The sequence below is a fragment of the Frankia sp. CgKIO3 genome (assembly GCF_977946435.1).
Map to the genome: position 1 here is coordinate 1 of NZ_CDWTMO010000044.1, position 24,959 is coordinate 24,959.

The 24,959-nt window shown below is 71.8% G+C and carries 17 protein-coding genes, 4 pseudogenes and 1 riboswitch; of the genes and pseudogenes, 11 read left to right on the top strand and 10 right to left on the bottom strand.

What is annotated here, in order from left to right:
* Nucleotides 1-179: 179 nt before the first annotated feature.
* From AC08OJ_RS07455 to AC08OJ_RS07485, 7 genes and pseudogenes are all read left to right on the top strand, one after another.
* Complete coding sequence (locus tag AC08OJ_RS07455; protein ID WP_476592700.1) at nt 180-1,448, top strand: DEAD/DEAH box helicase; 1,269 nt, start codon at nt 180-182, stop codon at nt 1,446-1,448.
* 337 nt (nt 1,449-1,785) lie between these two features.
* On the top strand, nt 1,786-1,962 hold the full coding sequence (locus AC08OJ_RS07460) for a hypothetical protein (protein ID WP_462187936.1): 177 nt from the start codon (nt 1,786-1,788) through the stop codon (nt 1,960-1,962).
* Between the two features lie 111 nt (nt 1,963-2,073).
* Nucleotides 2,074-3,099, top strand: a complete 1,026-nt coding sequence (locus tag AC08OJ_RS07465; protein WP_476595363.1) for an alpha/beta fold hydrolase — start codon at nt 2,074-2,076, stop codon at nt 3,097-3,099.
* Nucleotides 3,100-3,171: 72 nt separating this feature from the next.
* Complete coding sequence (locus tag AC08OJ_RS07470) at nt 3,172-4,758, top strand: pyridoxal phosphate-dependent decarboxylase family protein (RefSeq protein WP_476595364.1); 1,587 nt, start codon at nt 3,172-3,174, stop codon at nt 4,756-4,758.
* Nucleotides 4,759-4,954: 196 nt separating this feature from the next.
* Nucleotides 4,955-5,038: pseudogene (locus AC08OJ_RS07475) on the top strand (PHP domain-containing protein); the annotation flags it as partial.
* A 14-nt stretch (nt 5,039-5,052) separates the two neighbouring features.
* A pseudogene (locus AC08OJ_RS07480) lies at nt 5,053-6,547 on the top strand (OB-fold nucleic acid binding domain-containing protein); the annotation flags it as partial.
* Between the two features lie 137 nt (nt 6,548-6,684).
* Nucleotides 6,685-8,142, top strand: coding sequence for a class I SAM-dependent methyltransferase (locus tag AC08OJ_RS07485; RefSeq protein ID WP_476595365.1), 1,458 nt, complete (start codon nt 6,685-6,687; stop codon nt 8,140-8,142).
* Between the two features lie 178 nt (nt 8,143-8,320).
* Here the strand turns inward: AC08OJ_RS07485 and AC08OJ_RS07490 are convergent.
* The 3 genes and pseudogenes from AC08OJ_RS07490 to lat all read right to left on the bottom strand — a co-directional run.
* Nucleotides 8,321-9,841: pseudogene (locus tag AC08OJ_RS07490) on the bottom strand (MFS transporter); the annotation flags it as partial.
* A 268-nt stretch (nt 9,842-10,109) separates the two neighbouring features.
* Complete coding sequence (locus tag AC08OJ_RS07495; RefSeq protein ID WP_476592697.1) at nt 10,110-11,786, bottom strand: aldehyde dehydrogenase family protein; 1,677 nt, start codon at nt 11,784-11,786, stop codon at nt 10,110-10,112.
* Nucleotides 11,783-13,231, bottom strand: coding sequence for an L-lysine 6-transaminase (lat, locus tag AC08OJ_RS07500; RefSeq protein WP_476595366.1), 1,449 nt, complete (start codon nt 13,229-13,231; stop codon nt 11,783-11,785). Before lat ends, AC08OJ_RS07495 begins: the two co-directional genes overlap by 4 nt.
* A gap of 382 nt (nt 13,232-13,613) precedes the next feature.
* Here lat and AC08OJ_RS07505 point away from each other — a divergent pair.
* Both AC08OJ_RS07505 and AC08OJ_RS07510 read left to right on the top strand, forming a co-directional pair.
* Nucleotides 13,614-15,357: pseudogene (locus AC08OJ_RS07505) on the top strand (protein kinase domain-containing protein).
* Nucleotides 15,358-15,686: 329 nt separating this feature from the next.
* The gene (locus AC08OJ_RS07510; protein WP_476595367.1) at nt 15,687-17,429 is read left to right on the top strand and encodes a serine/threonine-protein kinase; all 1,743 of its coding nucleotides are present in this window, start codon (nt 15,687-15,689) and stop codon (nt 17,427-17,429) included.
* Nucleotides 17,430-17,572: 143 nt separating this feature from the next.
* Here AC08OJ_RS07510 and AC08OJ_RS07515 read toward each other — a convergent pair whose 3' ends face one another.
* Nucleotides 17,573-18,157, bottom strand: coding sequence for a superoxide dismutase family protein (locus AC08OJ_RS07515; RefSeq protein ID WP_476594061.1), 585 nt, complete (start codon nt 18,155-18,157; stop codon nt 17,573-17,575).
* 246 nt (nt 18,158-18,403) lie between these two features.
* On the opposite strand from AC08OJ_RS07515, the gene AC08OJ_RS07520 reads away from it, so the two are divergent.
* Complete coding sequence (locus AC08OJ_RS07520) at nt 18,404-19,129, top strand: TetR/AcrR family transcriptional regulator (protein WP_476594062.1); 726 nt, start codon at nt 18,404-18,406, stop codon at nt 19,127-19,129.
* A 161-nt stretch (nt 19,130-19,290) separates the two neighbouring features.
* On the opposite strand, the gene AC08OJ_RS07525 is transcribed toward AC08OJ_RS07520, so the two are convergent.
* The 5 genes from AC08OJ_RS07525 to AC08OJ_RS07545 all read right to left on the bottom strand — a co-directional run bounded on the left by AC08OJ_RS07525 (nt 19,291) and on the right by AC08OJ_RS07545 (nt 21,905).
* Nucleotides 19,291-19,680: a type II toxin-antitoxin system VapC family toxin gene (locus AC08OJ_RS07525; RefSeq protein ID WP_476594063.1), complete on the bottom strand. Its 390-nt coding sequence runs from the start codon at nt 19,678-19,680 to the stop codon at nt 19,291-19,293.
* Nucleotides 19,677-19,964: a type II toxin-antitoxin system Phd/YefM family antitoxin gene (locus tag AC08OJ_RS07530; protein ID WP_476594064.1), complete on the bottom strand. Its 288-nt coding sequence runs from the start codon at nt 19,962-19,964 to the stop codon at nt 19,677-19,679. The genes AC08OJ_RS07525 and AC08OJ_RS07530 overlap by 4 nt, the downstream gene beginning before the upstream one ends.
* Before the next feature lie 19 nt (nt 19,965-19,983).
* On the bottom strand, nt 19,984-20,712 hold the full coding sequence (gene bluB, locus AC08OJ_RS07535; RefSeq protein WP_476595368.1) for a 5,6-dimethylbenzimidazole synthase: 729 nt from the start codon (nt 20,710-20,712) through the stop codon (nt 19,984-19,986).
* Nucleotides 20,713-20,748: 36 nt separating this feature from the next.
* Nucleotides 20,749-20,946, bottom strand: a riboswitch (cobalamin riboswitch).
* A 268-nt stretch (nt 20,947-21,214) separates the two neighbouring features.
* A complete protein-coding gene (locus AC08OJ_RS07540; protein ID WP_476595369.1) occupies nt 21,215-21,724 on the bottom strand; it encodes a hypothetical protein in 510 nt (169 codons plus the stop codon).
* A 28-nt stretch (nt 21,725-21,752) separates the two neighbouring features.
* A complete protein-coding gene (locus tag AC08OJ_RS07545; RefSeq protein WP_476594067.1) occupies nt 21,753-21,905 on the bottom strand; it encodes a hypothetical protein in 153 nt (50 codons plus the stop codon).
* Nucleotides 21,906-22,248: 343 nt separating this feature from the next.
* Between AC08OJ_RS07545 and AC08OJ_RS07550 the strand changes: the two genes are divergently transcribed.
* Nucleotides 22,249-23,532 carry a 2OG-Fe(II) oxygenase gene (locus tag AC08OJ_RS07550; protein ID WP_476594068.1) on the top strand — a complete coding sequence of 428 codons (1,284 nt, stop codon included), beginning with the start codon at nt 22,249-22,251 and terminating at the stop codon, nt 23,530-23,532.
* A gap of 389 nt (nt 23,533-23,921) precedes the next feature.
* Here AC08OJ_RS07550 and AC08OJ_RS07555 read toward each other — a convergent pair whose 3' ends face one another.
* Entirely contained in the window at nt 23,922-24,851 is a 930-nt protein-coding gene (locus AC08OJ_RS07555; protein ID WP_476595370.1) for a ParA family protein, read from the bottom strand.
* Between the last annotated feature and the right edge of the window lie 108 nt (nt 24,852-24,959).

Below are 24,959 nucleotides of genomic sequence, written 5' to 3' on the forward strand. Positions count from 1 at the left end.
GCCCGCGGTACAGCGGCTCCCGTTCAGGTGGCCCGGCACGCCCGGCCGGACCGACCATCACCACGCGTGAGCCCCGGCCGCCGGCCGAGTCCTTCGAGGCCGCGGGCCTGCCCCGCCGGCTCATCAAGGCGCTGGCCGACCGGGACATCGCCGCCCCGTTCCCAGTCCAGGCATCGACCCTGCCCGACGGCCTCGCCGGGGAGAACGTCCTCGGCCGGGCCCGGACCGGCTCGGGCAAGACGCTCGCCTTCGGGCTGCCGCTGCTCGCCCGCATGGCCGGGCAGGGGCCGGCCCAGCCCCGCCGGCCCCGTGCGCTCGTCCTCGTGCCGACCCGCGAGCTGGCCCAGCAGGTCAACGATGCGCTCGAGCCCCTGACCAGGGCGCTCAACCTCCGGCTCGCGCCGGTGTACGGCGGGACGTCCATCAGCCGGCAGATCTCCGCGCTACGCCGCGGTGTGCACCTGGTTGTCGCCACCCCGGGCCGGCTCACCGATCTGGTGGAGCGCGGCGCGTGCGTGCTGGACGGGATCGAGATCACGGTCCTGGACGAGGCCGACTTCATGTGTGACCTCGGCTTCCTGCCCGCAGTGAAGGCACTGCTCGACGCCACCCCGGCGGGCGGGCAGCGGCTGCTGTTCAGCGCGACGCTCGACCGGGAGGTCGAGGTGCTCGTGCGCGACTACCTGCCCGACCCAGTCCTGGTCGCGGTGGACTCCGAGGTCTCCCAGGTCACCACACTCGCCCGGCACGCGCTCGAGGCCGTCGGCCGGGCCGCGCAGGTCGCCCTGGTGACCGCGCTCGCCGGCGGCTCGGGGCGCACCCTGGTGTTCGTGCGCACCCAGCGTGACGCCGACTGGGTGGCCGAGTCACTGAGCCGGGCCGGGGTGCCGGCCGAGCCGCTGCACGGCGGAATGCCACAGGGGGCGCGGACCCGGGCGCTGGCCGGTTTCACCGACGGCTTCTACCGGGTGCTGGTCGCCACCGACGTCGCCGCCCGCGGCATCCACGTTGACGGCATCCGGCTCGTCGTGCACCTCGGCCCGCCGGAAGACGCCAAGACCTACCAGCACCGAGGCGGACGGACCGCCCGAGCCGGCGCCGACGGTGCGGACGTGCTCGTCACCCTGCCCGCCGAACGTGGCAAGGTGCGCGGGCTGCTGCGCACCGTCGGGATCGAGGCGAGGCCGATCCCGACGACCGCCGACGATCCGATCGTGCTCGAGCTCGCCGGACCGCCCGCGCCCCGGATCAGCAAGGACGAGATCCCGCTAGCCCGCACGGGCGGCGGCAGGGGACCGCGCGGCGGCGGTACGCTTCGCGGCAACGAGCACCGGCCCACCCGGCGAGAGGGTCACCGGTTCGGGCGGCCGGCGACCGGGCACGGCCGCCCGCCGCGCCGGGGCGCCGCTCCCGGAACGGCCCCCACCGCTCCGGCACCGACAGCCTGACCGACAGCCTGGCCGCCGGCTCCGGTGCGCCCCTGCGGGCCTGACCGGACGTCCCGCCCCGGCCGCGGGCTCCAGCTGACCGGCCCGGTTTCGACCGGGCCGGTCGGCCGGTTGAACACTCCTGACCAACGACTCGCCCACGCTCTGTGCGCGCTCTGTGCGCGCTTCACGCACGGTCTGCGCATGCCGTAGCCATCCGACGGCCAATGAAGGGCGCAACGCATTGCCATCGTTCGGATTTGCGGTGTGACCATGATCACTTAGAGACTTTGCGCGCCACGTCCACTCGATACCGTTTTAGGGACAGGTGTCGGTAACGATGGAAGGAGCGTTGCGCATGGAAAAGGACGAGACGACCCACCTGGCCCCGGGGCTTTCCGTACCAGGTCAGCGGGAGACCGGCTCCGGCGTCCTCGACGGCGCGGAGGTCTTCGAGCCGGCCACGGAAACATTCTCGTTCGGGCCCGTCGCAAACCCGAACCGGCTCCGGCTCGGCGCCTCCCGGTCACTGTGACTCCTGGAGGCCGGCCGCCGTCGGGCGGCCGGCCCTGCTGTTTCACCGCCGACGGGTATGTCGGCCACACGGGTATGTCGGCCACGAGGAGCGTTGTCCTACCGTCACAGCATGAGCAGCCGCGATGTGACCGCACCCGCGGTCACCACGTCCTCAGTCACCACGCCCCTGGTTTCGGCGGACCCGTCCGGCCGGGAGAACCACCGGTCGTTCTGGGCCCAGTTGGACGGGCCGGTGCACTACGTCGACTTCGGGGGGCCACCCGACGGCCCGCTGCTGCTGTGCGTGCACAGTCTCGGCGGCTCCCACCTCAACTGGCTCGCCTTCGCCCCGCTGCTCACCCCGGTCTGCCGAGTGCTCGCGGTCGACCTGGCCGGGCACGGCCGGACGCCGCCCGCCGGGCGCCGCACCGACGTCGCGGCCAACCGGGCACTGCTCGACCGTTTCCTCAGCGAGATCGTCCGGGAGGCGCCCGTCCTCGTCGGCAGCTCGATGGGAGGCATAATCAGTGTGATGCAGGCCAGTCGGCGGCCGGAGTCCGTCGCGGGTCTGGTGCTACTCGGCCCGGCACTGCCCCGGCCGCGAGGCGTGCGCCTGGATCCTGAGATCACCCGCATCTTCGCCGGTCTGCTGGTCCCCCGCCTCGGCGCGGCGGTCCTCGCGTACCGCCGCGGCCGCTACACCCCCCGCCAGCTCGTTGACGAGAACCTGCGGCGGCTCTGCGCCGACCCCGGCCGCATCCCGCCGACGGCGATCGCGGCTATGGTGCGCGCGCAGAGCGAGCGCGGCGGGATCCCCGGCGCGGACCAGGCGTACGTGGGGGCAGCGCGCTCGGTCGTCTGGTCGCTGGTGCGCCCGGCCTCACTCGCGCGCATGGTCTGCACCGTCCGGCAACCGACGATGCTCGTCCATGGCTCCGCCGACCGGCTGATCCCGGTGGGCGTGGCACGCCACGTCGCCGCGGAACGCCCGGACTGGCGGGTGGAGATCCTCGACGGGTTCGGCCACCTGCCGATGCTCGAGGCGACGGAGCTCACCGCCGAGCTGGTGCTGGACTGGCTGGGCCGGGAGAGCCGGGAAAGCCGAACGGCGGCAGCGCACGCCCGGCCGCCGGCGGTGGCGGTGGCGGCCGACTGACGCCGCCGGGCATCGAGCCCGCTTCGGACCCGCTGGCGAACGATCATCCATCCCGGACGAGGAGATCCACCGATGCGAGGCACGCCGCCCGTCGACGCGCTCCGCGCGGCACTGTGCGCCGCCGCCGGGCATGCCGACGCCTACCTGGCGGGTCTGGCCGATCGTCGGGTCGGCCCCAGCCTGACCGCCGAGCAAGTCCGCCACCGGCTCGGCGACACGCTGCCGGCGGGCCCGAGCGACCCGGTGGCGGTCATCGACGCGCTGGTCGACGCGGTGGCCGGCGGCCTCACTTCGACCGGCTCGGGCCGCTTCTTCGGCTACGTCATCGGCGGGACCCTGCCGGCGGCGCTCGCCGCCGACCTGCTCACCGTCGTGTGGGACCAGAACGCTGCCCTGGCCTCCCTCTCCCCGGCCGCCAGCGCCGTCGAGGCGCTGACCGGCCGCTGGATCGCGCAGCTGCTCGGCCTGCCGCCGGGGGTGTCTGTCGGATTCACCACCGGCACCCAGATGGCGCACGTGACCGCCCTGGCGGCCGCGCGGCACCGGGTGCTGGCGCGGGCCGGCTGGGATGTCGAGACGGATGGTCTCGCCGGGGCACCGCCCGTGCGGGTCCTGGTCGGCGCCGCCCGGCACGCCACTGTCGACGCCGCGTTGCGCCTGCTCGGATTCGGCACCCGCGCGACGATCGCCGTCGAGGCCGACGCGCTCGGGCGGATGCACCCCGAGGCGCTGCGGGCGGCTCTTGCCCGCGGGAGCGGCGGGAGCGGGCCGACGATCGTGATCGCCCAGGCGGGGGAGGTCAACACCGGTGGGTTCGACCCCTTCGAGGAGGTGTGCGCGCTGGCCCGCGAACACGGCGCCTGGGTGCACGTGGACGGTGCGTTCGGGCTGTGGGCTGCGGTGTCGGCGGCGGCGTCCCGGCGCGCCCTCGTCGCCGGGGTCGAGCGGGCCGACTCGTGGGCGACCGACGGCCACAAGTGGCTCAACGTCCCGTACGACTGCGGGATCGCCCTCGTCGCGGACCGCGAGGCGCACCGGCGGTCGATGTCGGCCTCGGCGGACTACTTCGTCCTCGACTCCGCCTGCCGGCTCGACCCGGTCGACTGGACACCGGAGTTCAGCCGCCGGGCGCGGGCCTTCGCCGTGTACGCGGCGCTGCGCTCGCTCGGCCGGGCGGGGCTGCGCGACCTGGTGGACCGGTGCTGCGAGTATGCCAACCGCTTCGCCGTGCGGCTCGCCGCTCTTCCCGGGGTGACAATCCTGAACGCGGTGGCCGGCCCGGGCGGCCCAGCCGGGTCAGCCGGGTCAGCCGGGTCAACCGGCCCGGGTGGATCGGGCCGCGTCGTGGAGCTCAACCAGGTGCTGGTCCGGGTGATGGCAGACCCGGAGGGCGACCGGACGGCGGCCGGGCGGGCGGCGGGCGACCGGCTGACGGCGGCGGTCACGGCCGCGGTGACGGCGAGCGGCGAGGCGTTCGTGAGCGGCACGGTGTGGCGGGGCCGCACAGCGATGCGCATCTCGGTAAGCAACTGGTCGACCTCGGACAGCGAGGTAGAGCAGGCGATCGCGGTGATCGGGGCCGCCATCGCCGAGGCGCGGAGGACGACCGCGGCGGCGCCGGGCGGCGGCGGTACGCACCGCGGCGGTATCGCTTCGTAGTACCCGGCGGACACGACGGCGGAGGTGTCCGGACCGCGCGCGGGCCGCTAGGCTGCCGGATGAACGCCTTGTCCATCCGGCCGGCCCCCCGTGATGATCAGTTCCCGGCGCGCCCGCACCGGAGGGCGCCCGTTTCCACGGTCGGTGACTGGTCCGCAGCTTCGACCGGCGTGCCCAGCGCGCGGGAAGATCTGACGTGTCCAACTCTTTCGTCCACCTTCACGTTCACACCGAGTACTCGATGCTGGACGGGGCGGCTCGGCTGAAGGACATGTTCAAAGAGGTCTCCCGCCAATGGACCACGGCCTCGACATCGAGCGCCGGGTCCGCGACGGCCTGGTGGGCATCGTCCGCACGCTCGGCATGCGGTTCGTCGTCACCAACGACTCGCACTCCACCTACGAGGCCGAGCGGGACGCCCACGCCGCGCTGCTCTGTGTACAGACGGCGTCGACGATGGCCAATCCCTCCTTCCAGTTCGAGGGGTCGGGCTACTACCTCAAGAGCGCCGAGGAGATGTACGGGATCGACACCTCCGACGTCTGGCGCGAGGGCTGTGAGACCATCCTGCTGATCGCCGAGCGGGTCGACCCCACCGGCATGTTCGCCAAGCACAACCTGATGCCGCGCTTCCCGGTGCCGGCTGGCGAGACCGAGGAGAGCTGGTTTCGCAAGGCGACCTGGGCCGGTATGGCCCGCCGGTTCCCGGACGGCTACGACGACGCCCACCGCGAACGCGTCGAGTACGAGATCGGGATCATCCTGCAGCTGGGTTTCCCGTCGTGCTTCCTGGTGGTCGCCGACTTCATCGTGTGGGCGAAGAGCCAGGGCATCCCGGTGGGGCGAGGACCGCATAGCGCAGATCGTCACCTACGGCACGATCAAGGCCAAGGCTGCGATCAAGGACTCCTCGCGGGTGCTCGGCTACCCGTACGCGATGGGTGACCGCATCACCAAGGCGATGCCGCCCGCCGTGATGGGCAAGGACATCCCGCTGGCCGGGATCTTCGACCCCCAGCACCCCCGGTACAGCGAGGCCGGGGAGATCCGTGGGGTGAGGAAGAAGAACGCCGCGGGGCAGTTCGACCTGTTCGCCTTCGACGCCGAGGACGAGCCGGGCGCGGCGCCCGTGTTCGGCGTGCAGGAGTTCTCCGACCAGGAGTGGGACAAGGCGGTCAAGCTGTCCCACGAGCGGGAGATGCTCGGCCTCTACGTCTCCGACCACCCGCTGCGCGACGTCGAGCACATCCTCGCGGCGAAGGCGGACTGCGGCATCGCGTCCCTGACCGGCGGGGAGCACCCCGATGGTGCCACCGTGACCATCGGCGGAATCATCTCCAGCCTGCAGCGCAAGGTCACCAAGCAGGGCAAGGTGTGGGCGCTAACCACCATCGAGGACCTCGAGGACGGGCTGGAGGTCATGTTCTTCCCGCAGACCTACGAGACCTGCTCCACTCAGCTCGCCGAGGACGCCGTGGTCATCGTCAAGGGCCGCCTCGACAAGCGGGAGGACACCCCGCGGCTGATCGCCTCTGACCTCACGGTCCCCGACCTGTCCGACGCCGCCCTGAGCCCACCGATGGTGATCATTATACTGGCGTCCCGGGTGAACCCGCCGACGGTGGAGCGGCTGCGGGAGGTTCTCGGTACCCATCCCGGGACGACGGAGGTGCACCTGCGGCTGCAGACCGCGAGCCGCACCACCGTGTTCCGGCTCGACGACGCGTACAAGGTCCAGCGCACTCCGGCCCTCATGGGCGCCCTGCTCGGCGCCTCCGCCGTGGCCTGAGCGGCGCGGGACGGACCGGAGTATCCCTGTTACCGGGGATCCCCGGTAACAGGGATACGGACATGCAACACCCGACACCGTTGCGGCAGCGGGTTTCCGGGGGACGATGAGCCCAGGTAACAACCGGAGGATGCGCCGTGACGATCAGTCGAGAGCCGGCGAAGCACGACCCTGCCGAAGCAACCATTCCGCACCGGGAGCCGCGGTGGTCACCGAACGTGGCGCGGGCGACGCGCATCCTGCTCGAGAGCCTGATCGGGGACGACCCGCCGGTACGGATCACGCTGTGGGACGGCTCGGTGCTGGGACCAGACACCACCACCCGGATCCTGGTCCGCTCGCCGGAGGCCCTGCGCCGCGTCCTGTTCCGCCCGGGTGAGCTGGGCTTCGCGCGGGCCTTCGTCGCCGGGGAGATCGACGTCGAGGGGGACGTCTTCGCCGCCCTCGCGGTGCGCCGGGGCATCGCCGGGGCCGGCTCGCGGCTGACCGGCGCAACCGCCCGCGCCGCCGCGACCCTGCTGCGCGAACTCGGCCCGCGCCCGCCAGCCCCGCCGCCCGAGGAGACCCGGCTGCGCGGCCGGCAGCACACCCGGGACCGGGACGCGGCGGCGATATCCCACCACTACGACGTGTCCAATGCGTTCTACCGCCTCGTCCTCGGCCCGACGATGACCTATTCCTGCGGGGTGTGGGAATCGGCGCAGGTCGGCCTGGACGCCGCCCAGAACGCCAAGCACGAGCTGGTCTGCCGCAAGCTGGGCCTGCGTCCCGGCGAGCGGCTACTGGACATCGGCTGCGGCTGGGGCAGCATGCTGATCCACGCCGCCCGCCATCACGGGGTCCGCGGCGTGGGGGTGACCATCTCGGTGGAACAGGCCGCGCAGGCCCGCCGCCTCGTCGCCGAGGCGGGCCTCGCCGACGTCATCGAGATCCGCCTGCAGGACTACCGGGAAATCCCGGACGGCCCCTTCGACGCGATCAGTTCCATCGGCATGGTGGAGCACGTCGGCCGGGCGATGCTCCCGACCTACTTCGACCAGCTGTACCGGCTGCTGCGCCCGGGGGGGCGCCTGCTCAACCACGGCATCTCGTTCCCCGGCGACCCCGCGGGGGCCCGCCGGGCCCGGCCCGGCCTCGGCCCGGTCCCGTTGCCGAGGGGACGCGACTTCCTCCAGCGCTATGTCTTCCCGGATGGGGAACTACACGAGATCGGGGTCATGGTCTCCCTGATGCAGGCGGCCGGCTTCGAGGCGCGCCACGTCGAGTCCCTGCGCGAGCACTACGCGCTGACCCTGCGGGCCTGGGTACGCCTGCTGGAGAAGAACTGGCCGGCCGCGGTCGGCATGGTCGGGGCGGGTCGGGCCCGCGTCTGGCGGCTCTATATGGCCGGATCGGCGCTGAGCTTCGAGAGCGGGCGGACCCAGATCCACCAGACCCTCGCGGTCCGGCCGGACGCCGGCGCCGCCGGCATGCCCCTGCGGCCCCGCTTCGAGTCGCCCGCGACAGCACCGACAGCACCGACAGCACCGACAGCACCGAGCCAGCCGACAGCACCGAGCCAGCCGACAGCACTGAGCCAGCCGACGGCCGGCTGACCCAGCTAGGCCCCGGGAACGGCGCCTACGACCCGGGAGCGGCGGAGTCCGCCACCGTGCGGTCGGACCCTTCGGTGCCGATGCTCTCGGCCCGCTCGGCGACCGCGTTCCCGGCCGTCGACGACCCAGCTGTTGACGACCCAGGCGTTGACGACCCAGGCGTCGACGGCGCACCGTCCCGGCGCAGCACCATCACGACGGCGACGACCGTGGCCGCCATGACCGCCATAGCAATCATGGCGGTCACCGACATCGCGTCGACGTAGCATTCCTGTGCGACCCGCAGCAACATGTCGCCGAGGCCACCGGGGTGGAGGCCGCCGGGAAGCCGGTGGGCGACCTCCACCGCACCGCCGAGGGTCTCCCGCGCCGCGTCGACCGCGATCGTGGGCAGGCCGGACGGTGCCCGCGTCGGCACCTCGTTCCGGTAGACGGCGGTGGCGATGCTGCCGAGAACGGCGACCCCGAGCGCGCCCCCGAACTCGATGGCCGACTCGGACAGGGCGGAGGCCGAACCCGCCCGTTCGGGTGGGGCGTTGCCGAGCACGACGTCGGTGCAGATCGTGAGGACGACACCGACCCCACTGATTAGCACGGCATAGGCGCCGAGCAGCACCGGCAGACCCCCGGAGACGCCGAGCCGACTGGCGATGCCGAATCCCAGCGCGGTGACGACCAGCCCCACGCCGAGCGCACCGCCCAGCCGCAGTAGCCGCAGCAGCCGGGGTGCAGCCAGCACAGAAATAATCATCGCGGTCGCCGGCAGCATCGTCCACAGCCCGGCGACCAGCGGGGTCAGGCCCGCCACGAGCTGCAGGTACTGAGTGGCGAAGAAGCTGAACCCGACGAGGGCGAACAGAGCGAGGGCGTTGACGGCCAACGCCGTGCGCACGGCGCGGGACGCGAACAGCCGCGGGTCGATCAGCGGTTGGTCGACCCGGCGCTGCCGGGCCACGAGGAGGCCACCCAGGACCACACCGACGACGAAGGCGGTCATCGGAACGGCGGTCCAGCCGTGTTCGGCGATGCGCTTCATGCCGTAGACCGCGCTGAGGACGGCGGCGAGGGAGAGCCCGGCGCTGGTCAGGTCGAAGCGGCCGGGACGCGGATCCCGGAACTCGGGCAGGAACGCGAGACCCAGCACCAGCAGCAGGAGCATCACCGGCACATTGATCAGGAAGACGGCGCCCCACCAGAAGTGCTCCAGCATGAATCCGCCGAGCAGCGGTCCCAGCGCAACACCGCCGGAGAAGCTCGCCGTCCAGATGGCGACGGCGACGCGCCGCTGGTCCGGGTCGACGAACAGGACCCGGATGAGCCCGAGAGTCGACGGCATCAGGGTGGCACCGGCGGCGCCCATCGCCGCCCGGGCGAGGATCAGCATGACCGGGCCGGTGGCGTAGGCGGCGAGTACCGACGCGGTTCCGAACACGGCCGCGCCGTAGAGCAGGAGCCGGCGACGCCCGATCCGGTCGCCGACCGTCCCCATCGTGATCAACAGGCCGGCAAGCACGAAGGAGTAGATGTCGACGATCCAGAGCAGTTGGGCGCTGCTCGGGGCGAGGTGTGCGGTGATGAACGGCAGGGCGAAGTACAGCACGGTCACGTCGATCGACAGCAGCAGGCAGGGCAGAGCGAGCACGGCGAGACCGGCCCATTCCCGGCGGCCGGCCCGTCGTGTGCCGGGGGTCGGCCGCATCCCGGGCATCGGTTGCGTCACCAGGTCTGGCATGCGCCGACTATGGCGCGGACCGGCGCCGGGCGCCGGGGCCCAGTCCTGGATGCGGCGAGATGCGGCAGCACACTGGGGCGGCGGAACCTCCGGACGCCCCGATCCGCCGTGACCGGCCGCGTTGTCCCGCGTCGTCGAGAAAAACGCCATCGGGTCCGTGAGGCGAGGCGACATGGCAGCACGGCAGCACGGCAGCACGGCAGCACGGCGACATGGCACCCGTCTCAGCCGGAACTCACGGGTCCGACAGGCGGAAGGATAGGTCGGCCGGGGGCACGGCCGTGTCGAGCTGGGCCTTCTGCAACCTGCCGGAGTAGTCCCAGTTCATCGACTGCCATCGGGTGACCTGGTCGAGGACCCAGCGACCGGACTGGCGGCTTCCGTTGCCGGACCGCCCGTTGCCGCCGAAGGGCAGGTGGGCCTCCGCGCCCGACGTCGAGGAGTTGATACTGACCATCCCGGCCCGCACCCCACGCCGGAACCGGAACGCGCTCGCCGCATCGCCGGTGTAGATCGACGACGATAGCCCGTAGCCGGGCAGGTTCGCCAGGTCGATGGCCTCGTCGAGGCTGCGGTAGGTGGTAACGCCGATGATCGGGCCGAACGTCTCCTCGCGGAACACCTCGTCGTCCGGGCGCACGCCGTCGAGCACCACCGGGTGGTAGTACAACCCGGAGTCGGGATCGCCGACGAAGCCGCGGCGCGGTCCGCCCGGCCACCTTCCCGGCACCGCCGGCGCCAACGAGCCGGCCGACGTCCCGAAACCGGCCGACGTGATCCGTCCCACCGCGGTGGACCCGAAGGTCCGGTGATGGTCCCGGATCAGGTCGAGATGGTCGGCGAACCCGGCCGCGAACCTGGCGTCGAGCAGCGGCCCATACAGCACGTCCCGGGTCGGGTCGCCGACGGCCGCCGCGGACACGGCGGCGTCGAGCCGACGCACGAACTCGGCGTGCACCGACTCGTGCACAATCGCCGTGCCCAGCGAGGTGCACCGCTGCCCGGCGGTGCCGAACCCGGCGAACACCGCCGCTTCGACGGCGGCATCCAGGTCGGCGTCGGGCGCGACGACCATCGGGTTCTTCCCGCCGAGCTCCAGGCACGGCGACTGCAGGTACCGGCCGCACAGGGCACCGATAAACCGGCCGACCTCGGTGGATCCGGTGAAACCGACCTTGTCGACGACGCCGGCCGCCAGCGCCCGCTCCAGCCCGAGCGACGTCGCCGCGCCGTCGGCGGGCACGAGGTTCACCGCGCCGGCGGGAACCCCGGCGGCGGCCATCAGCTCGACCAGGGCCTGCGCGCAGGCCGCCGCATACTCGGCTGGCTTCCAGACCACGGTGTCGCCGGCGAGCAGGGCCGGCACGATGTACCAGGACGGCACCGCCACCGGGAAGTTCCCCGCGGTGATTACCATCATCACCCCGACCGGCTCCCGGAAGGTGAACAGCTGCTTGTCCGGCATCTCGGAGGGAACGGTCTCGCCGTAAAGCCGGCGTCCCTCGCCGCGGAAGAACTCGCAGGTGTCGATGATCTCCTGGACCTCGCCGCGAGCCTCGGCCGCCGGTTTGCCGATCTCCCGGGTGACGAGCCGGGCGAGCGCGGCGGCGTTGCCCGCGACGAGCCGGCCGAGATTGCCGATCACGCTTCCCCGGACCGGGGCCGGCACGTCTGCCCAGGTGCGCTGGGCGTCACGGGCCGCCACCGCGGCGGCGAGGATCGTCTCCGGGCCGGCCAGCTCGACCTCGGCGACCACGTCGTCGAGCCGGGCCGGGTTGGTCGAGGGCACCGTCCGGACCGGGGTGAGCTCCGCTTCGGCCGCGCCGGGCGGCGCGCACCCGTCCTGCGGACGTCCGGCCTGCGGGCGTCCGGCAATAAGCGCACCAACCCGCCGTGGCCGTACCAGCGTCATGACGATCTCCCATCCGGTCCGCCGGGTCCATCCGGCCTATCTAATCCGCCCGGCCTATCTAATCCACCCGGCAGCCCGTCGAGGACCCGGCCGAGGGCCGCGATCCCGGCGGCGAGCTGCTCCGCGCTCACCGTCAGCGCCGGTCGGAACCGGATGGCCCGTTCCCCGGCGGGCAGCGCGAGGACTCCCTCGCGCACCCGCAGCCGCCGCAGCACCTCGTCCCGGACGGCGCTGCCCGGCAGGTCCACCGCGCAGAGCAGACCGCGCCCACGGGGATTGCACAGCAGCCGGGGGTGGCGGGCCGCGAGATCCGTCAGCCCGGCGAGCATGCCCACGCCGAGCTCGCCGGCCCGGGCCATGAGCCCCCGCGTCTCGATGATCTCCAGGATGCGGGTGGCGCGGACCATGTCCACCAGGCCACCACCCCAGGTGGAGTTGATCCGCCCGGGCACGCGGAAGACGTTGTCGGCGACCTCGTCGACCCGCCGGCCGGCCATCACCCCGCCGAGCTGGACCTTCTTGCCGAACGCAACGACGTCCGGGCGCAGGCCGAGCTGCTGGTAGGCCCATGCCGAGCCGGTGGCGCCGACACCGGTCTGCACCTCGTCGAGCACGAACAGCGCGTCGTGGCGCCGGCAGAGCTCGGCCATCGCGGCCAAGAACTCGGCCCGCAGGTGGTTGTCCCCGCCCTCGCTCTGGATCGGTTCGGCCAGGAAGCAGGCGATGTCGTGGGGATGGGCGGCGAAGGCGGCCTCGGCCTGGCCGAGCGCGACACGTTCCGCGGCGATCACCGCGTCGAGTGCCGGCCCCACGCAGGGAAACACCATCGCCGGGCAGTCAATGCGCGGCCAGTCGAAGACGGGGAAACGCTCGGTCTTGACCGGATCGGTGTTCGTGACCGAAAGGGTGTAGCCGCTGCGTCCGTGGAAGGCGTTCCGCAGGTGCAGAACCCGATGGCCGAGCGCCGCGGGACGGCCGTGTGCCGCGTTGTGCCGGCTCTTCCAGTCGAAGGCGCACTTGAGCGCGTTCTCCACCGCCAGGGCCCCGCCCTCGACGAAGAACAGATGCGGCAACTGCGGATCGCCGAGGACTCGGGCGAAGGTCCGCACGAACTCGGCGTAAGCGACGGTGGCGACGTCCGGATTCGCCGGCTTGTTGACCGCCACCCGACCCAGCCGAGCGACGAAGCCCGCGTCGTCGACGAGGTCCGGCGGGTTGATCCCGAGCGGCGCAGACGCGAAGAAGCTGTAGAGGTCGAGGTAGCGCCGCCCATCACGGGCGTCGACAAGCACGCTGCCACGGCTCATCGCCAGGTCGCAGACGAGGTCGAAGCCGTCGACGAGGACGTGGCGACCGAGCGTGCTCAGCACTGCATCCGCCGACAGCCCCTCCGCCGGCCGGGCACCGGATGCAGACACCTGGGCCGGCTGCAAGGGGACGACCATCCCGCTCTCCTCCCCCCGGACCACTTCCATCCGGATCCCGTCGCCACCCCACGAGCCGTCTCGGCGACGTCGACCTTCTTACGAAGATATCTCTGCAAGATTACGCTACAACCTCTAATTCTTTCGTTCTATGCCGAACATGGGCAAAATCTTCTCGCGAAGGCCGTCAGGGCGTAACGGCGGCGCGTCGACCACACCGCACACATCAGGTGGCGGATCCTTAACACAAAGCGAAGACGACGCCGTCAGATAAGTGCAGGGGACCGCACGGGAGACAATCAGCGCATCTCCACCCCGCACCGTCGCGAGGTGCGCCGGAACCGCCGGGCCACCCCGACACCCGGGCCACCCGACACCCGACGACGGAGAGAAGGCAAGCGGCGTGCTGACGCCCCTGACCACGGACGACCCCCGGCGCATCGGCCCTTACCGGCTGGCGAACCGCATCGGCGCGGGTGGGATGGGCGTCGTTTACCTCGGTTTCGACACCGACGGCAAGCCGGCGGCCGTGAAGGTGCCGTCGGCCGGACTCGCCGACGATCCCGAGTTCCGGTCCCGTTTCCGGCACGAGGTCGACGCGGCCCGCCGAGTCAGGGGCAGCGCCGTCGCCGCCGTGCTCGAGGCCGACCTGACCGGGCAACGGCCGTGGATGGCCACGGAGTACGTCGAGGGCAGGAACCTGGCGGACGCGGTCGCCACCCGCGGCCGGCTCGACGATCGACTGGTCCAGGGACTCGCCGTCGGCCTGGCCGACGCCCTGGTCGCGATCCACGCCGCCGGGGTGGTGCACTGCGACCTCAAACCGGCGAACATCCTGCTCACCTGGGACGGCCCGAAGGTCATCGACTTCGGCATCGCCCGCGCCGGGGATAACACGAGCCACACCCGGACGGGAATGCTGATCGGCACCCTGGTCTGGATGGCGCCCGAGCAGCTGCGCGGCGAGCGGGCCGGGCCCGCGGCCGACATCTTCGCCTGGGGGGCCTGCGTCACCTTCGCCGCAGCCGGCCGGCCCCCCTTCCGGGGCGAACGGGCGGAGGCGATCGGCATGCAGATCCTCACCGCGGAGCCCAACCTCGACGGGCTGCCCGCGTCCCTGGCCGGCGTCGTGCGGGCGGCCCTGGACAAGGAGCCGGCGCGCCGCCCCGCAGCCGCCGAGCTGCTCGCCCGACTGGTCGGCCACGACGTCCACTCCCCCACCGAATCAGACCGGGCCAGCGAGACGGCGCTGGCCCGCTGGTGGTCGTTGCCGCCGACCCCGCCGGACGGCGAGGGTCCCCACAGGGGGTACCGCGATGGGGGGTACCGCGATGGGGGGTACCGCGGTGCCGGCTACGGTCCCGATCCCGCCCACCACCGCGCGCCCGCCCCGCCGACCGTGAGCCACGACGCAGCCGGCTGGGAGGACGACGGGTGGCGTGTCGGGCCGGGCAGAGGCAGAGGCGGGAGCGGGGGCGACGGGCGGCGTGGAGCCGCCGTGGCGGTGGCCGCGCTGCTCGCGATGCTGCTCGGTGGGGGCCTCGCGGCGGCCCTGGTGCTCAACCGTGGCGACGACACGCCCACCGTCACGGGGTCGACGCCGAACCCGCTGGCGACGGGGGGGGACAGCCGCCGGGACGACGGGTCCGCCGCAGGCCGCCGCGCCGCCCGCCACGACCGGGCCCGCATCGGCGCGGGCGCAGGCGTCGGCGTCAGCGAGCCCGACGCCGGTGGCGACCACGGCGACCACGGCGACCACGGCGACGCTGTCCGCCGCCGACGCCGCCGCCACGGTGCGCCGGAAGGGCTATGAGCCGGACATGAGCACCTACGCGGCCGACCGGCGACTGAACGTCGTGATCGGCACCGGCCAGCCGGCCAGGGACACCCCCCGGCAGCTCGCCTTCGTCTTCGCCGACGGTGAATACCGTGGCACGGACACGAAGGCACCCAGCGCGCACATTACCCTCCAGCGCCAACGCAACGATCATGAGGTCGTGCTGCGCTATGCCACCTACGACCCGCGGGACCCGGTCGATGCCCCATCGGGCCACGCCGACGTCCGCTTCCGCTGGACCGGCACGAACTTCTCCACCCTGGACAAGATTCCACCGAGCGACCCGAATGTCTCCGGCAGCCGACGGTAGGGCCGCCGTCCGCCGGGGTCCGGGTGGCGGCGGGCGGTGCCGGGTGGCGAACCCGACGCGCCCGCCTCCGCGCCCAGCCGCACATCGCTGCGCTGGAAGCATTATGGTTCAGGGTTAGGGGTCTCGCGGGGCCGTGAACGCCGTGAACGCCGTGAACGCCGTGGACCCCACGGACGCCGGTGGGCGCGGGCCGGCGGCCACCGGGCCCCGGCCCGTGCCCACCGCCGACGAAGGAGTGATCTTTCGGGTGAGCCCCGGTATTCCGAGTCTCACGGCCGGGCGCGCCGCCGGGCGCAGGACCGGGCGCGGCGACCAGAACAGGCGGCACGATGCTGACCCCGCTTGTTGACGACGACCCGCGCCACGTCGGCCCGTTCACGATCCACAACCGGATCGGCGCTGGCGGCATGGGCACCGTGTACCTCGGTTTCAACGCCGACGGCCGGGCCGCCGCGGTGAAGGTTCCCGACGCCCGGTTCGCTGACGACCCCGAATTCCGGGAACGGTTCCGCCGCGAGGTGGCCGCCGCCCGCCGGGTGCACGGCCGGGCGGTCGCGGCGGTGCTCGATGCCGGTCCCGAGGCCACGTCGCCGTGGCTGGCGACCGAATACGTGGAGGGCACCAGCCTCGCCGACGCGGTGCTGCGCCACGGCCGGCTGGAGGAACGGCTGCTGCACGGCTTCAGCGTGGGACTCGCCGACGCGCTGATCGCCATCCATGCCGCCGGAGTGGTGCACCGCGACCTCAAGCCCTCGAACATCCTGCTGGCCTGGGACGGCCCGAAGGTCATCGACTTCGGCATCGCGCGGGCCTCGGGGATCCCCAGCCACACCCGGACCGGGATTCTCATTGGCACGCTGGCCTGGATGGCGCCCGAGCAGCTGCGCGGGGAACGGGCCGGGCCCCCCGCCGACGTGTTCGCCTGGGGCGCCTGCGTGACGTACGCGGCGACGGGACATCCGCCGTTCGCCTCCGAGCAGTCCGACGTGCTGACCAGGATGCGCGAGGACCGACCACCCGACATCGCCGGCGTGCCGGCGAAACTCGCCCCGCTGGTGCGCGCAGCGCTCGCCCGTCGGCCGGAGGAGCGCCCGAGCGCCGCCGAGCTGGTCCGCCGCCTGGTCTCGGACTCCGCGGTCCGCACCCCGGCCGATGCCGACCGGGCTGCGGCGCTGGCTCTCACCCCCTGGCAGGCCCGCCCGCCACTGAGCGCGGGGCCCGGCAACGGCGGCGGCAACGGCGGCGGCGGCAACGGCGGCGGCGCGCCGCTGGACCCCGACCAGCCCGATCAGCCGACCCATCCCCTGGCCAACCGGCCGACGCCACCGCCGGACGACGACCAGTCGTGGCGCACCGTCCCGGTACCCCGCCGGGGCGCGGACGGCTCGGTGCAGGATCCCGCCGACGGCGGCGCAGCCGGCCCGCCGCGACACGCGGCGGACGGCGGGCTGCTCGGCCGGCTCCCGGCATCCTGGCGGCGGCGGGCACCGGGCGCGCGCGGAGCGCTGCCGGTCGTCCTGCTCGCCGGAATCGTCGGGCTCGCCGGGCTCGCCGCCGTGCTCATCGGTGCCGGCGGCTCCGATCCTCAGGTGCAACCGGCCGCCCCCGCCCCGTCGTTCGGCCGGGCGGTCCCCAGCGACCCCGCGAACCAGCCGCCAGCCGGTGCTCCACTGTGGACGCCGGGCACCCAGCCCAGCCCGGCTCGGCCCGGCTCGGCCCGGCCCGGCCAGCCCACCCCCGGTCGGCGACGAACAGCCGATGACACCGACGGACCCGGGCACTCCGACACCGGTACTCACCGCGGCGAGCGCGCAGCCGAGCGCCACGCCTACGAGCCGGCCATCGCAGCCGACGGGCGCATCCCCGACGGTCGTGCCGACCTCGTCGCCGAGCCCGGGCACCTCGGCCACGGCGACAAGCTGCCCGACGGCCGCCCCACTCGGGGCGACGACGACCGCACCGCCGCCCTGCTGAACCCGCCGCACGGCCACTCTGCTGAAGCCCGCCGCATCGTCGCGTCACGCCACCGTCCGGCGTCCTGGTGCCCATCCACCACGCACCGGAGACTCTGACTACGGCAAACCCGCTGCGCGACCGCCGCCGACGGCGTCCATAAGGGGCCACGAGTCCACCGGGAGGCGGGAGAGCCCGGCGACCGGCGCCTTCGGCTTCGGCTTCGGCACAAGCCAGCGAAGCGATCGGATTTAGGAAAGATTTAGGAAAACGGAACGGTAATGCAGGCCGCCCGCGGACCGGCAGATCCGGCTTCGCCGGGCATGCCACTCGTCCCGTGCTCATGGAGCACGACCGCACTGGCACCGCCGGCCCGGAAGTTCCAGTCGACGATGGCGAACGCCTGGCCGTTGCCGCCGGCATCCGTGCTGAAATCCAGCCAGACCTCGTTGTGTGGATTGGCGTACGCCGGATCGACAGAGGGTTGTACCGGGTCCGGGATGTTCTGGTAATGCGGCCCGGACGCCGTACCCGTCGCGCCACACGCCTTCTGATGAACATGCGCCCCGTACCTGCGGTCGGGCAGCAGGCCCTGAACCACCAGGCCCACCACGGTACGAGGCCCGCCGGCCGCCAGTACGACCGCCCCGGCGCCGACCGGCACGAGATGCCGGTTGTAGGTGACGGCCGCCGGTGGCTGCTTCTCGTTCCAGGTCGTGAACGCGACCGGCTCCGCGACGACCCTCGTGACGCTCAGAGCTGCCGATGCCACCGCCGAGGCCGCGGCGGCGAACAACGCGGTGAACAACCCAAGGCCGGCCAGGGTGATCGACAGACGCCGTCGCATGAGGACCCTTTCAGCGGCTAGTTCAGCGGCTCGGGAACGCCGTTCATGTGGGACGAGCCTAGCCTGGCCGCGGGTTTCGGGAATGCTAAACACGACCTGAACGGAAACAGGGGGCCGAAAGGTGGTGCCCGGCCCGGGCCTGATCCGCGACTTGCGGGCCTGATCCGCCCATACTGCCCCGGTCGGCGGGAGGCCGCCGTCAGTCAACCCTTGCGGAGTGAGTACTCACTCCGTACTGTGGATCGCATGCCAGAGACCTCACCGATCCCGCCCCGACGCCGGGCCCCGGTCATGGACCCCGACCAGCGCCGCGCTATGATCGTCACCGCGGCCCTCCCCCTCGTCATCGAGTACGGCACCTCGGTCACCACCGCGAAGATCGCCCGCGCGGCAGGCATCGGGGAAGGCACGATCTTCCGTGTCTTCGCGGACAAGGAGGCCCTGCTGGCGGCCTGCCTGACCGAGGCGCTGCGACCCGACGACACCGCCACCCACCTGGCGGCGATCCCGCTCGACCAGCCGCTCCCGGCCCGCCTCACCGAGGCGGCCGAGGTGCTGCGCGGCCACATGGCCCGGCTGGGCGCCGTCGCCGGAGCCCTCGCGGCCACCGGCCGGCTGGAACGCCGGATGCCCGCCACGGCGGGGAGAGCCCGTTCCGACGACCGATCGGCCGAGCCGCCGTCCCCTGCCCTTTCCCCGGCCCCGGCCTCAGCCCCAGCATCGGCCCCGCCGGCCGTCCCACCAGCCGTCCCGGACCGCGAGGCGGGACTCGCCGCGCTGCGGACGGCCCTGGCCGCGCTGTTCGAGCCCGCCCGCGAGGCGCTGCGGCTGCCGCCGGAGCGCCTCGCGGGCGCCTTCGCGCTGCTGCTGATGCCCGCCGGCCGGGCAGACGCCCCCGAGCTGCTGACCACCGGGGAACTGGTGGACCTGTTCCTGCACGGCGCGCTCTCGACCGCCGGGCCGAATCCGTGAATGGGCCCGCGCACGGCGGTGGATCCGCTCCCCCCGGCGGCGAGGCCTACGCCGAGCTGACGCCGCGGCGGCGGACCCTGGTGACCGTCGCGCTGCTCCTGACGCACGACGTCCCGGTCCGCACCCCCAGGCTCCGGTGGGTAGCGAGCCCGGTCCCCGCCTCAGGCGGGCACAGCAACGGTCAGGCCTTCCTGGGCGGCGGCGGTCGACAGGCGCTTGTCGTAGCTGACGAAGACCAATGACGGCGCATCAAGCCGGAGCGCCGTCGCGAGATGCAGGGCATCCAGCGAACGCAGCAACGGATCCGTCAAGGCCGCGGCGGAGACCATGATCGGCTGGTCGATGGGCACGAGCGTGATCCGCGACAGGACGTCAGGGATACGGGGAAGAGCGACGGGGTCGCTGCAGCGCAACGCTCGGGTCACTTCGAGCATCGCAAACGCAGACGACACCGCGACGCCTGGCCGCACGGCAAGCCAGGAGCGCAGCGCACGCGTCTCACTCTCCGGATGGGTCAACTTCACCAATGCACTGGAATCCAGATAATTCAAGAAGATTCCCCGCGTAGCTCCGCCACCACGTCCACGGAGTCACGGCCGTCCCAGCTGCCCGTGGACGTCGGTTCGGGGAGATCAGCCAGGCTCGCGGTGGAGAGGGTAACGCGCCCCTCGGCAACGAGTTGGTCCAGGTAGTCACTGCCCGTCTGCGTCAGTTCGGGCACCAGCCTCGCCCACGGTCGTCCGTTACGAGTGATGATGATCGATTCTCCCGCGTGCGCACGGTCAACCCAGGTACCCACGGCATGGCTGAGATCCCGCAGGCTCACCACAGTCATGCCTCAAGTCTAACAAGTGTTAGACACCCGCTGGCCCGTCGATTCCAGGATCAGCGGGAGCACCGTCCCCGGGCGGCATCGCGCCCCAGCGCTCGACGTGGACGGCGTCGGTGAGGGGACGCCGCCGGGCCCAGCCGTGGCGTTCGAGGTCGGGAACGTGCTCGAGGTGGGTTACCGGCCCGAGGCAGAGCCACGCCACGGGCCGGATGTAGGCGGGGATGGCGAGCAGGTCACGAACGAACGGCTCCCGGTAGAATGACACCCAGCCCATCCCGAGACCCTCGGCGGTCGCGGCGAGCCACAGGTTCTCGATCGCCAGGCACACCGAGTACAAGCCGGCGTCGGCGATGGCGTGCCGACCCAGCACCGCCGGCCCGCCGCGGTGCGGATCGTAGGTCACGACCAGCGACAACGACGACTCCAGGATGCCGTCGATCCTGATCCGGGCGAACCGGGCGGCACGCTCACCGGTCAGGGTCGCGGCGAAGACGGCGCGCTCGCGGTGCACGTGGGTGTGGAAGTCCCGCCGGGACCGCTCGTCGGTGACGAGGATGAAGTCCCAGGGCTGACTAAGACCGACGCTCGGCGCGGCGTGAGCTGCCCCGAGCACCCGGTCGAGCACGTCGGCGGGGATCGGCCCGCCGGTGAACTGGCCGCGCACGTCGCGCCGCCGGTGCAGGACATCGTAGAGGTTCGTGGGGTGGAGGTTCGTGGGGTAGCTGTCGGTAGGGTAGCTGTCGGTAGGCATGGCAGGCTCCCGCTGTCCGGCCGCCCGCACGACGACGGGCGGCGTCGATGCGGGGCCGGTCTTCGGACTTCCGGATCAACGCCGGCCGTCCGCCTTCCCGGGCCCGAAGACCCAGTGGCTGCGCGGCGCGCATGGACGGCGACTTCCCGGTTACCGCGGCGGGCCCGTGCCGGACCTTCACCGGCTTCCCGATTCTCCCCGGTCCCCCGGGGCACCCCGCGCATGACGCCATTGGGGATGATACAGGATAAATCGACACATCAAGGTGGCGGCGATCCGTCAGCCGGTGAATTTGGGGGACCTGAGCACGGTCTACGGTCCCTGAACCGTGCCTTATTCCCCACAACTCGGCCGCCACGCGATCAAGTGGATCCGGGAACTGCTCGCCGCGCAGGGCCGCGCTGGCGCCGCCGCGAGCCGTCCCTCACCAGGCGAAGTGTCGGCACCGGCCGGTCGACCTCGCCGCGTGCATCGGCCCCACCCTGGCATCGGCCCCGTGCGGTCAGTCCCGGGTGACGTCGTCGATGGTGGCCGCGATGGCCGCGCGGCGAAGCCACAGGTCCAGCTGGTCGGTGTCGACGCAGGCGAGAATCCGCTCGCGGACCGCGCCAGGCACCGGCACGCCGCGGCTCTCCAGCACCAGCAGCACCGACCTCGCCTCGCCACGGGCCTCGCCAAGAGCCTCGCCACGGGCCTCAGCGCGGGCGTCGATCTCGTTGTAGCGCTCGTTGTGGTAATGCCGGCAGAGGGTCGCCGTCCTGAGAAAGGCCTCCCATCGGGCCCGGGCTGCCTCGGGCAACCGACCCACTGTCACGTCATCATAAAAGATCTTCTTGTCTGGTTCCAACACGTCCAGCGCCGCCAGCAGCGCCGGGAACATCACGTCGATCTTGACATCGTCGAGATGGCAGATCGCCGCGAGCAGCACCGGCGCCGGGCGGGCCGCCGCCAGCTCCGCGTCAGCGACCAGGGGCACGTCGGCAGCAGTAAAGAACCGGGGGTACAGCCGCACGCCGCTGCGGGTGTCCCCGGCGATCTGGTCACGATACCAGCGGGCGGACGTTGGGGTCGTACAGGCGCGCGTGGTCGAAGGCGGAGGCGTCGTCGCCGAGGAGCTCGGTCTGCACCCAGTCGGGCAGGGACGGGTCGAGCCGGAGCAGCTCGAGCGGCGTCTCGTGGGCGGAGGTGGGCATACCGCCACGATGCCCGATGGGTCCGACAGGTCTGGTTCGCAACCTGCACACCAGCGCCGTAAGGCGAGATGTCCACCTTCGTACCCGGGAGCAGGCCCAGCGCCTCGCGGATGAACTTGGGCAGCACGATCCGACCTACGTGATCGACAACAGCTTCCGTGGGAGAACGATACCAGTTTGATCCCATAGCCGTGAGCGTCGCCAACCGCCACACGATACTCCTCCAGTGGGGATGCACGATCGACGGCTGCGACGACTGGGTACCGACACCGGTCGAGTGCGCCCAGCCCTCTAGATTTCTACGAGAGGTACCGCTTCCTGGGGATATTGGAGGGCACGGGCAATGGCGACCGTGGCGCGTGACCGGCTGGCGAGGATGCTGCGCGGCGACGCGGAGACCACGTTCAGCGTGGGACTGACAGCGAGTAGGGATGACCTGAGCCTCGAAGTCGAGGGCGTCGGGCCCGTGGCCTTTCCAGTCCGGCCCGAGCAGGCCCGCGAGCTGCTCGGCCTCGGCCAGCCCGCCCGGTTCGGCCGCGGCGAGGAGACTCTGACCGACCCGGGCGTCCGCGACACCTGGGAGATCCCGAAGCACCTCGTCCACGCCCAGTGGGACGACAAGGCACTCGACGTTCTTCTGACGACGGCAAAAGACGAGCTGGGCCTGCCGATCGCCGCCGAGCTGACGGCCGACCTCCATGCGCTCCTGGTGTACGAGCCGGGCCAGTTCTTCCGCACCCATCAGGACAGCGAGAAGGACTACGCGATGATCGGCACTCTGGTGGTGGTACTACCCTCCAGCCACACCGGCGGCGAGCTCGTGGTGCGCCACCTCGACGAGAAGATGGTCTACCGGGGCTCGAAGACGGACCTGTCACTGGTCGCCTTTTACGCCGACTGCCGGCACGAGGTCACCGCGGTGCGGTCGGGGTACCGGATCGCGCTCACCTACAACCTCCTGCTGCGCGGGGACACCGCCCTGCCGGAGGGCGACGAGGGAGCAACCGCCGAGCTGGCCGGCTTCCTTCGCGAGCACTTCGGCACGCCCGTGGCCAGCCGCTACGGCAGAGGCGCGGCCGACCCACCGAACCGGCTCGTCTACCTCCTCGACCACGAGTACACCCCGCGCGCACTGGGCTGGAGTGGGCTGAAGGGCGCCGACGCCGCTCGCGTGTCCCTGCTGCGGGCCGCGGCCGAACGGGCGGGGTACGAAACCGTGTTCGCGCTCGCCGATGTCAAGACGACGCACAACGCCTACGAGGCGGATGAAGACCTCGGGCACCGAGGAGGACGGTACTGGGACGACTACGACGAGGACGAGGACTCCGACGACTCGGGCGAGGACCACGTCGAGTACCAGGTCGAGGAGCTGCTTGTCTCCGAAGTCACGCTCACGCACTGGACCGGCCCGGAGGGCACCCGGCTGGAAGAGGTCTCGCTGGACGTGAGCGAGGACGAGGTGTGCGCGTCCACCGGATCCGACGACCTCGAGCCCTACTCCTCGGAGTACGAGGGCTACATGGGCAACTGGGGCAACACGCTCGACCGCTGGTATCACCGGGCGGCGGTCGTCGTGTGGCCCCGCGACCAGACCTTCGCGAACCGCGCCGAGACCTCGCCGGCCTAGGCTCTTGACAAGCTCGCCGGAACGGACGCGAGCCGCACGCCGAGCCCGCCAGCCAAGCCCCGCAACGCGGCCACGGTCCCGATCGCCGCCACATACCTGGCCGCCTCGTCTCGACTGGACATCGCCATGATGGCGGTCCGCGTGGCCTCCACGTCCACGTCAGCACCGGGCGAGCGCCGACGTAGACGCTCAAACGCCTCGGCCGGCCCGGCCACCGGGGCGACCGAGAGCCGCCCGGCACGCCGGCCGGCTGGACCGCTACGCCAGAGGCACGGATTACGGCCAGCTGAGCCCGCCCCTCCGTCAGATCACGTATCTGCGCCGGTTCCAGCCGCCCGACAAGTCGCGCCACCTGTTCAAGCACCAGGCTGACGAGGCCAGCCGCGGAGTCAGACACGGTTGGACTCTCCGATCCTGCGGACTATCTCGGTCACCAGGGCACGCATCTCCGCAACGTTTTTTTCGGGAGCGCGGTCGGACAACACCAGGGGTAGACTCTCTCCGGCCGGATCCGCATAGAAGCTGTGGTTCTCCCGAATCAGGGTACCAAATGCAGGTACCCCGGCGCGGGGCCTGTCGATGAAGTTCTGTTCGGCCAGGATCGGCCCTTTACCCTGGTAGCGGACCATCGTGAAGACGATAACGAGGATGACAGCGGAAACGCGGTCCTGAGATCCCAGCGAACGAACTCGCTCCGCTGCCCCGTTGTAGGCTCCCTTGAAGTGATCAAAGCGGTCCATAAAATGTTCGATCGCCACGGTTGAAAGCTCGTCCGGCTTCGCCGGGATCACCACGAACTGGCTCGCGACGATGGCCGAGCGAGTCAGCATGCCAAAGCTCGGTGGGCAGTCGATCAAAACGAGCTCGTAGTCGCCGGACGGGATCTGTGTTAACGCGTCACGCAGCCGCCCGAACACGCGCAGGAAGTCTTTGCTGCTCCGGGCACCGATCTCCCGGTGCGCGGCAACCACCAGATCTTCCTCAACGTCACTCAGTGTCAGATCAGACGCGATGATGTCGAGGCGTCCGTTGGCCCCGATGTAAAAGTTGTCCTTCGCGGGGGTGTCCACCAGTTCCAACGGGTCCCGGAGTTTCCCTCGCGGCCGCCATGACTGGAACCAGTGCTTGATCGTACGGTACGGCTGAAGGTACTCGTGCCACTGCTCGGGGCGATAGAACGAAAGCGTCAGGCTCGCCTGCGGATCAAGATCCACGATTAGGACCCACTTGCCGCGCCGAGCGATCTCGGCTCCGATGTTGGCCGTCAGGGTGGTTTTCCCGACGCTGCCCTTGTAGTTCACCACCGAGACGACCTTCACCGTCCCCCCTTCGGATTGTCGCCGCGCACCCCGTCCCACCGCACCGGCCTTACCAGCAGCTCAGACAGAGGCACAACCGACACCGGAACGCGATGGCAGTTCTTAGGA

Excerpts from the sequence above, each read along its gene's own strand:
- bluB (WP_476595368.1), bottom strand. The coding sequence starts at position 20,712 with ATGCCTACCGACAGCTACCCTACCGACAGCTACCCCACGAACCTCCAC.
- AC08OJ_RS07460 (WP_462187936.1), top strand. The coding sequence starts at position 1,786 with ATGGAAAAGGACGAGACGACCCACCTGGCCCCGGGGCTTTCCGTACCA.
- AC08OJ_RS07545 (WP_476594067.1), bottom strand. The coding sequence starts at position 21,905 with ATGCCCACCTCCGCCCACGAGACGCCGCTCGAGCTGCTCCGGCTCGAC.
- AC08OJ_RS07515 (WP_476594061.1), bottom strand. The coding sequence starts at position 18,157 with ATGCGACGGCGTCTGTCGATCACCCTGGCCGGCCTTGGGTTGTTCACC.
- AC08OJ_RS07510 (WP_476595367.1), top strand. The coding sequence starts at position 15,687 with ATGCTGACCCCGCTTGTTGACGACGACCCGCGCCACGTCGGCCCGTTC.
- AC08OJ_RS07520 (WP_476594062.1), top strand. The coding sequence starts at position 18,404 with ATGCCAGAGACCTCACCGATCCCGCCCCGACGCCGGGCCCCGGTCATG.
- AC08OJ_RS07465 (WP_476595363.1), top strand. The coding sequence starts at position 2,074 with ATGAGCAGCCGCGATGTGACCGCACCCGCGGTCACCACGTCCTCAGTC.
- AC08OJ_RS07470 (WP_476595364.1), top strand. The coding sequence starts at position 3,172 with ATGCGAGGCACGCCGCCCGTCGACGCGCTCCGCGCGGCACTGTGCGCC.
- AC08OJ_RS07495 (WP_476592697.1), bottom strand. The coding sequence starts at position 11,786 with ATGACGCTGGTACGGCCACGGCGGGTTGGTGCGCTTATTGCCGGACGC.
- lat (WP_476595366.1), bottom strand. The coding sequence starts at position 13,231 with ATGGTCGTCCCCTTGCAGCCGGCCCAGGTGTCTGCATCCGGTGCCCGG.
- AC08OJ_RS07550 (WP_476594068.1), top strand. The coding sequence starts at position 22,249 with ATGGCGACCGTGGCGCGTGACCGGCTGGCGAGGATGCTGCGCGGCGAC.
- AC08OJ_RS07530 (WP_476594064.1), bottom strand. The coding sequence starts at position 19,964 with ATGACTGTGGTGAGCCTGCGGGATCTCAGCCATGCCGTGGGTACCTGG.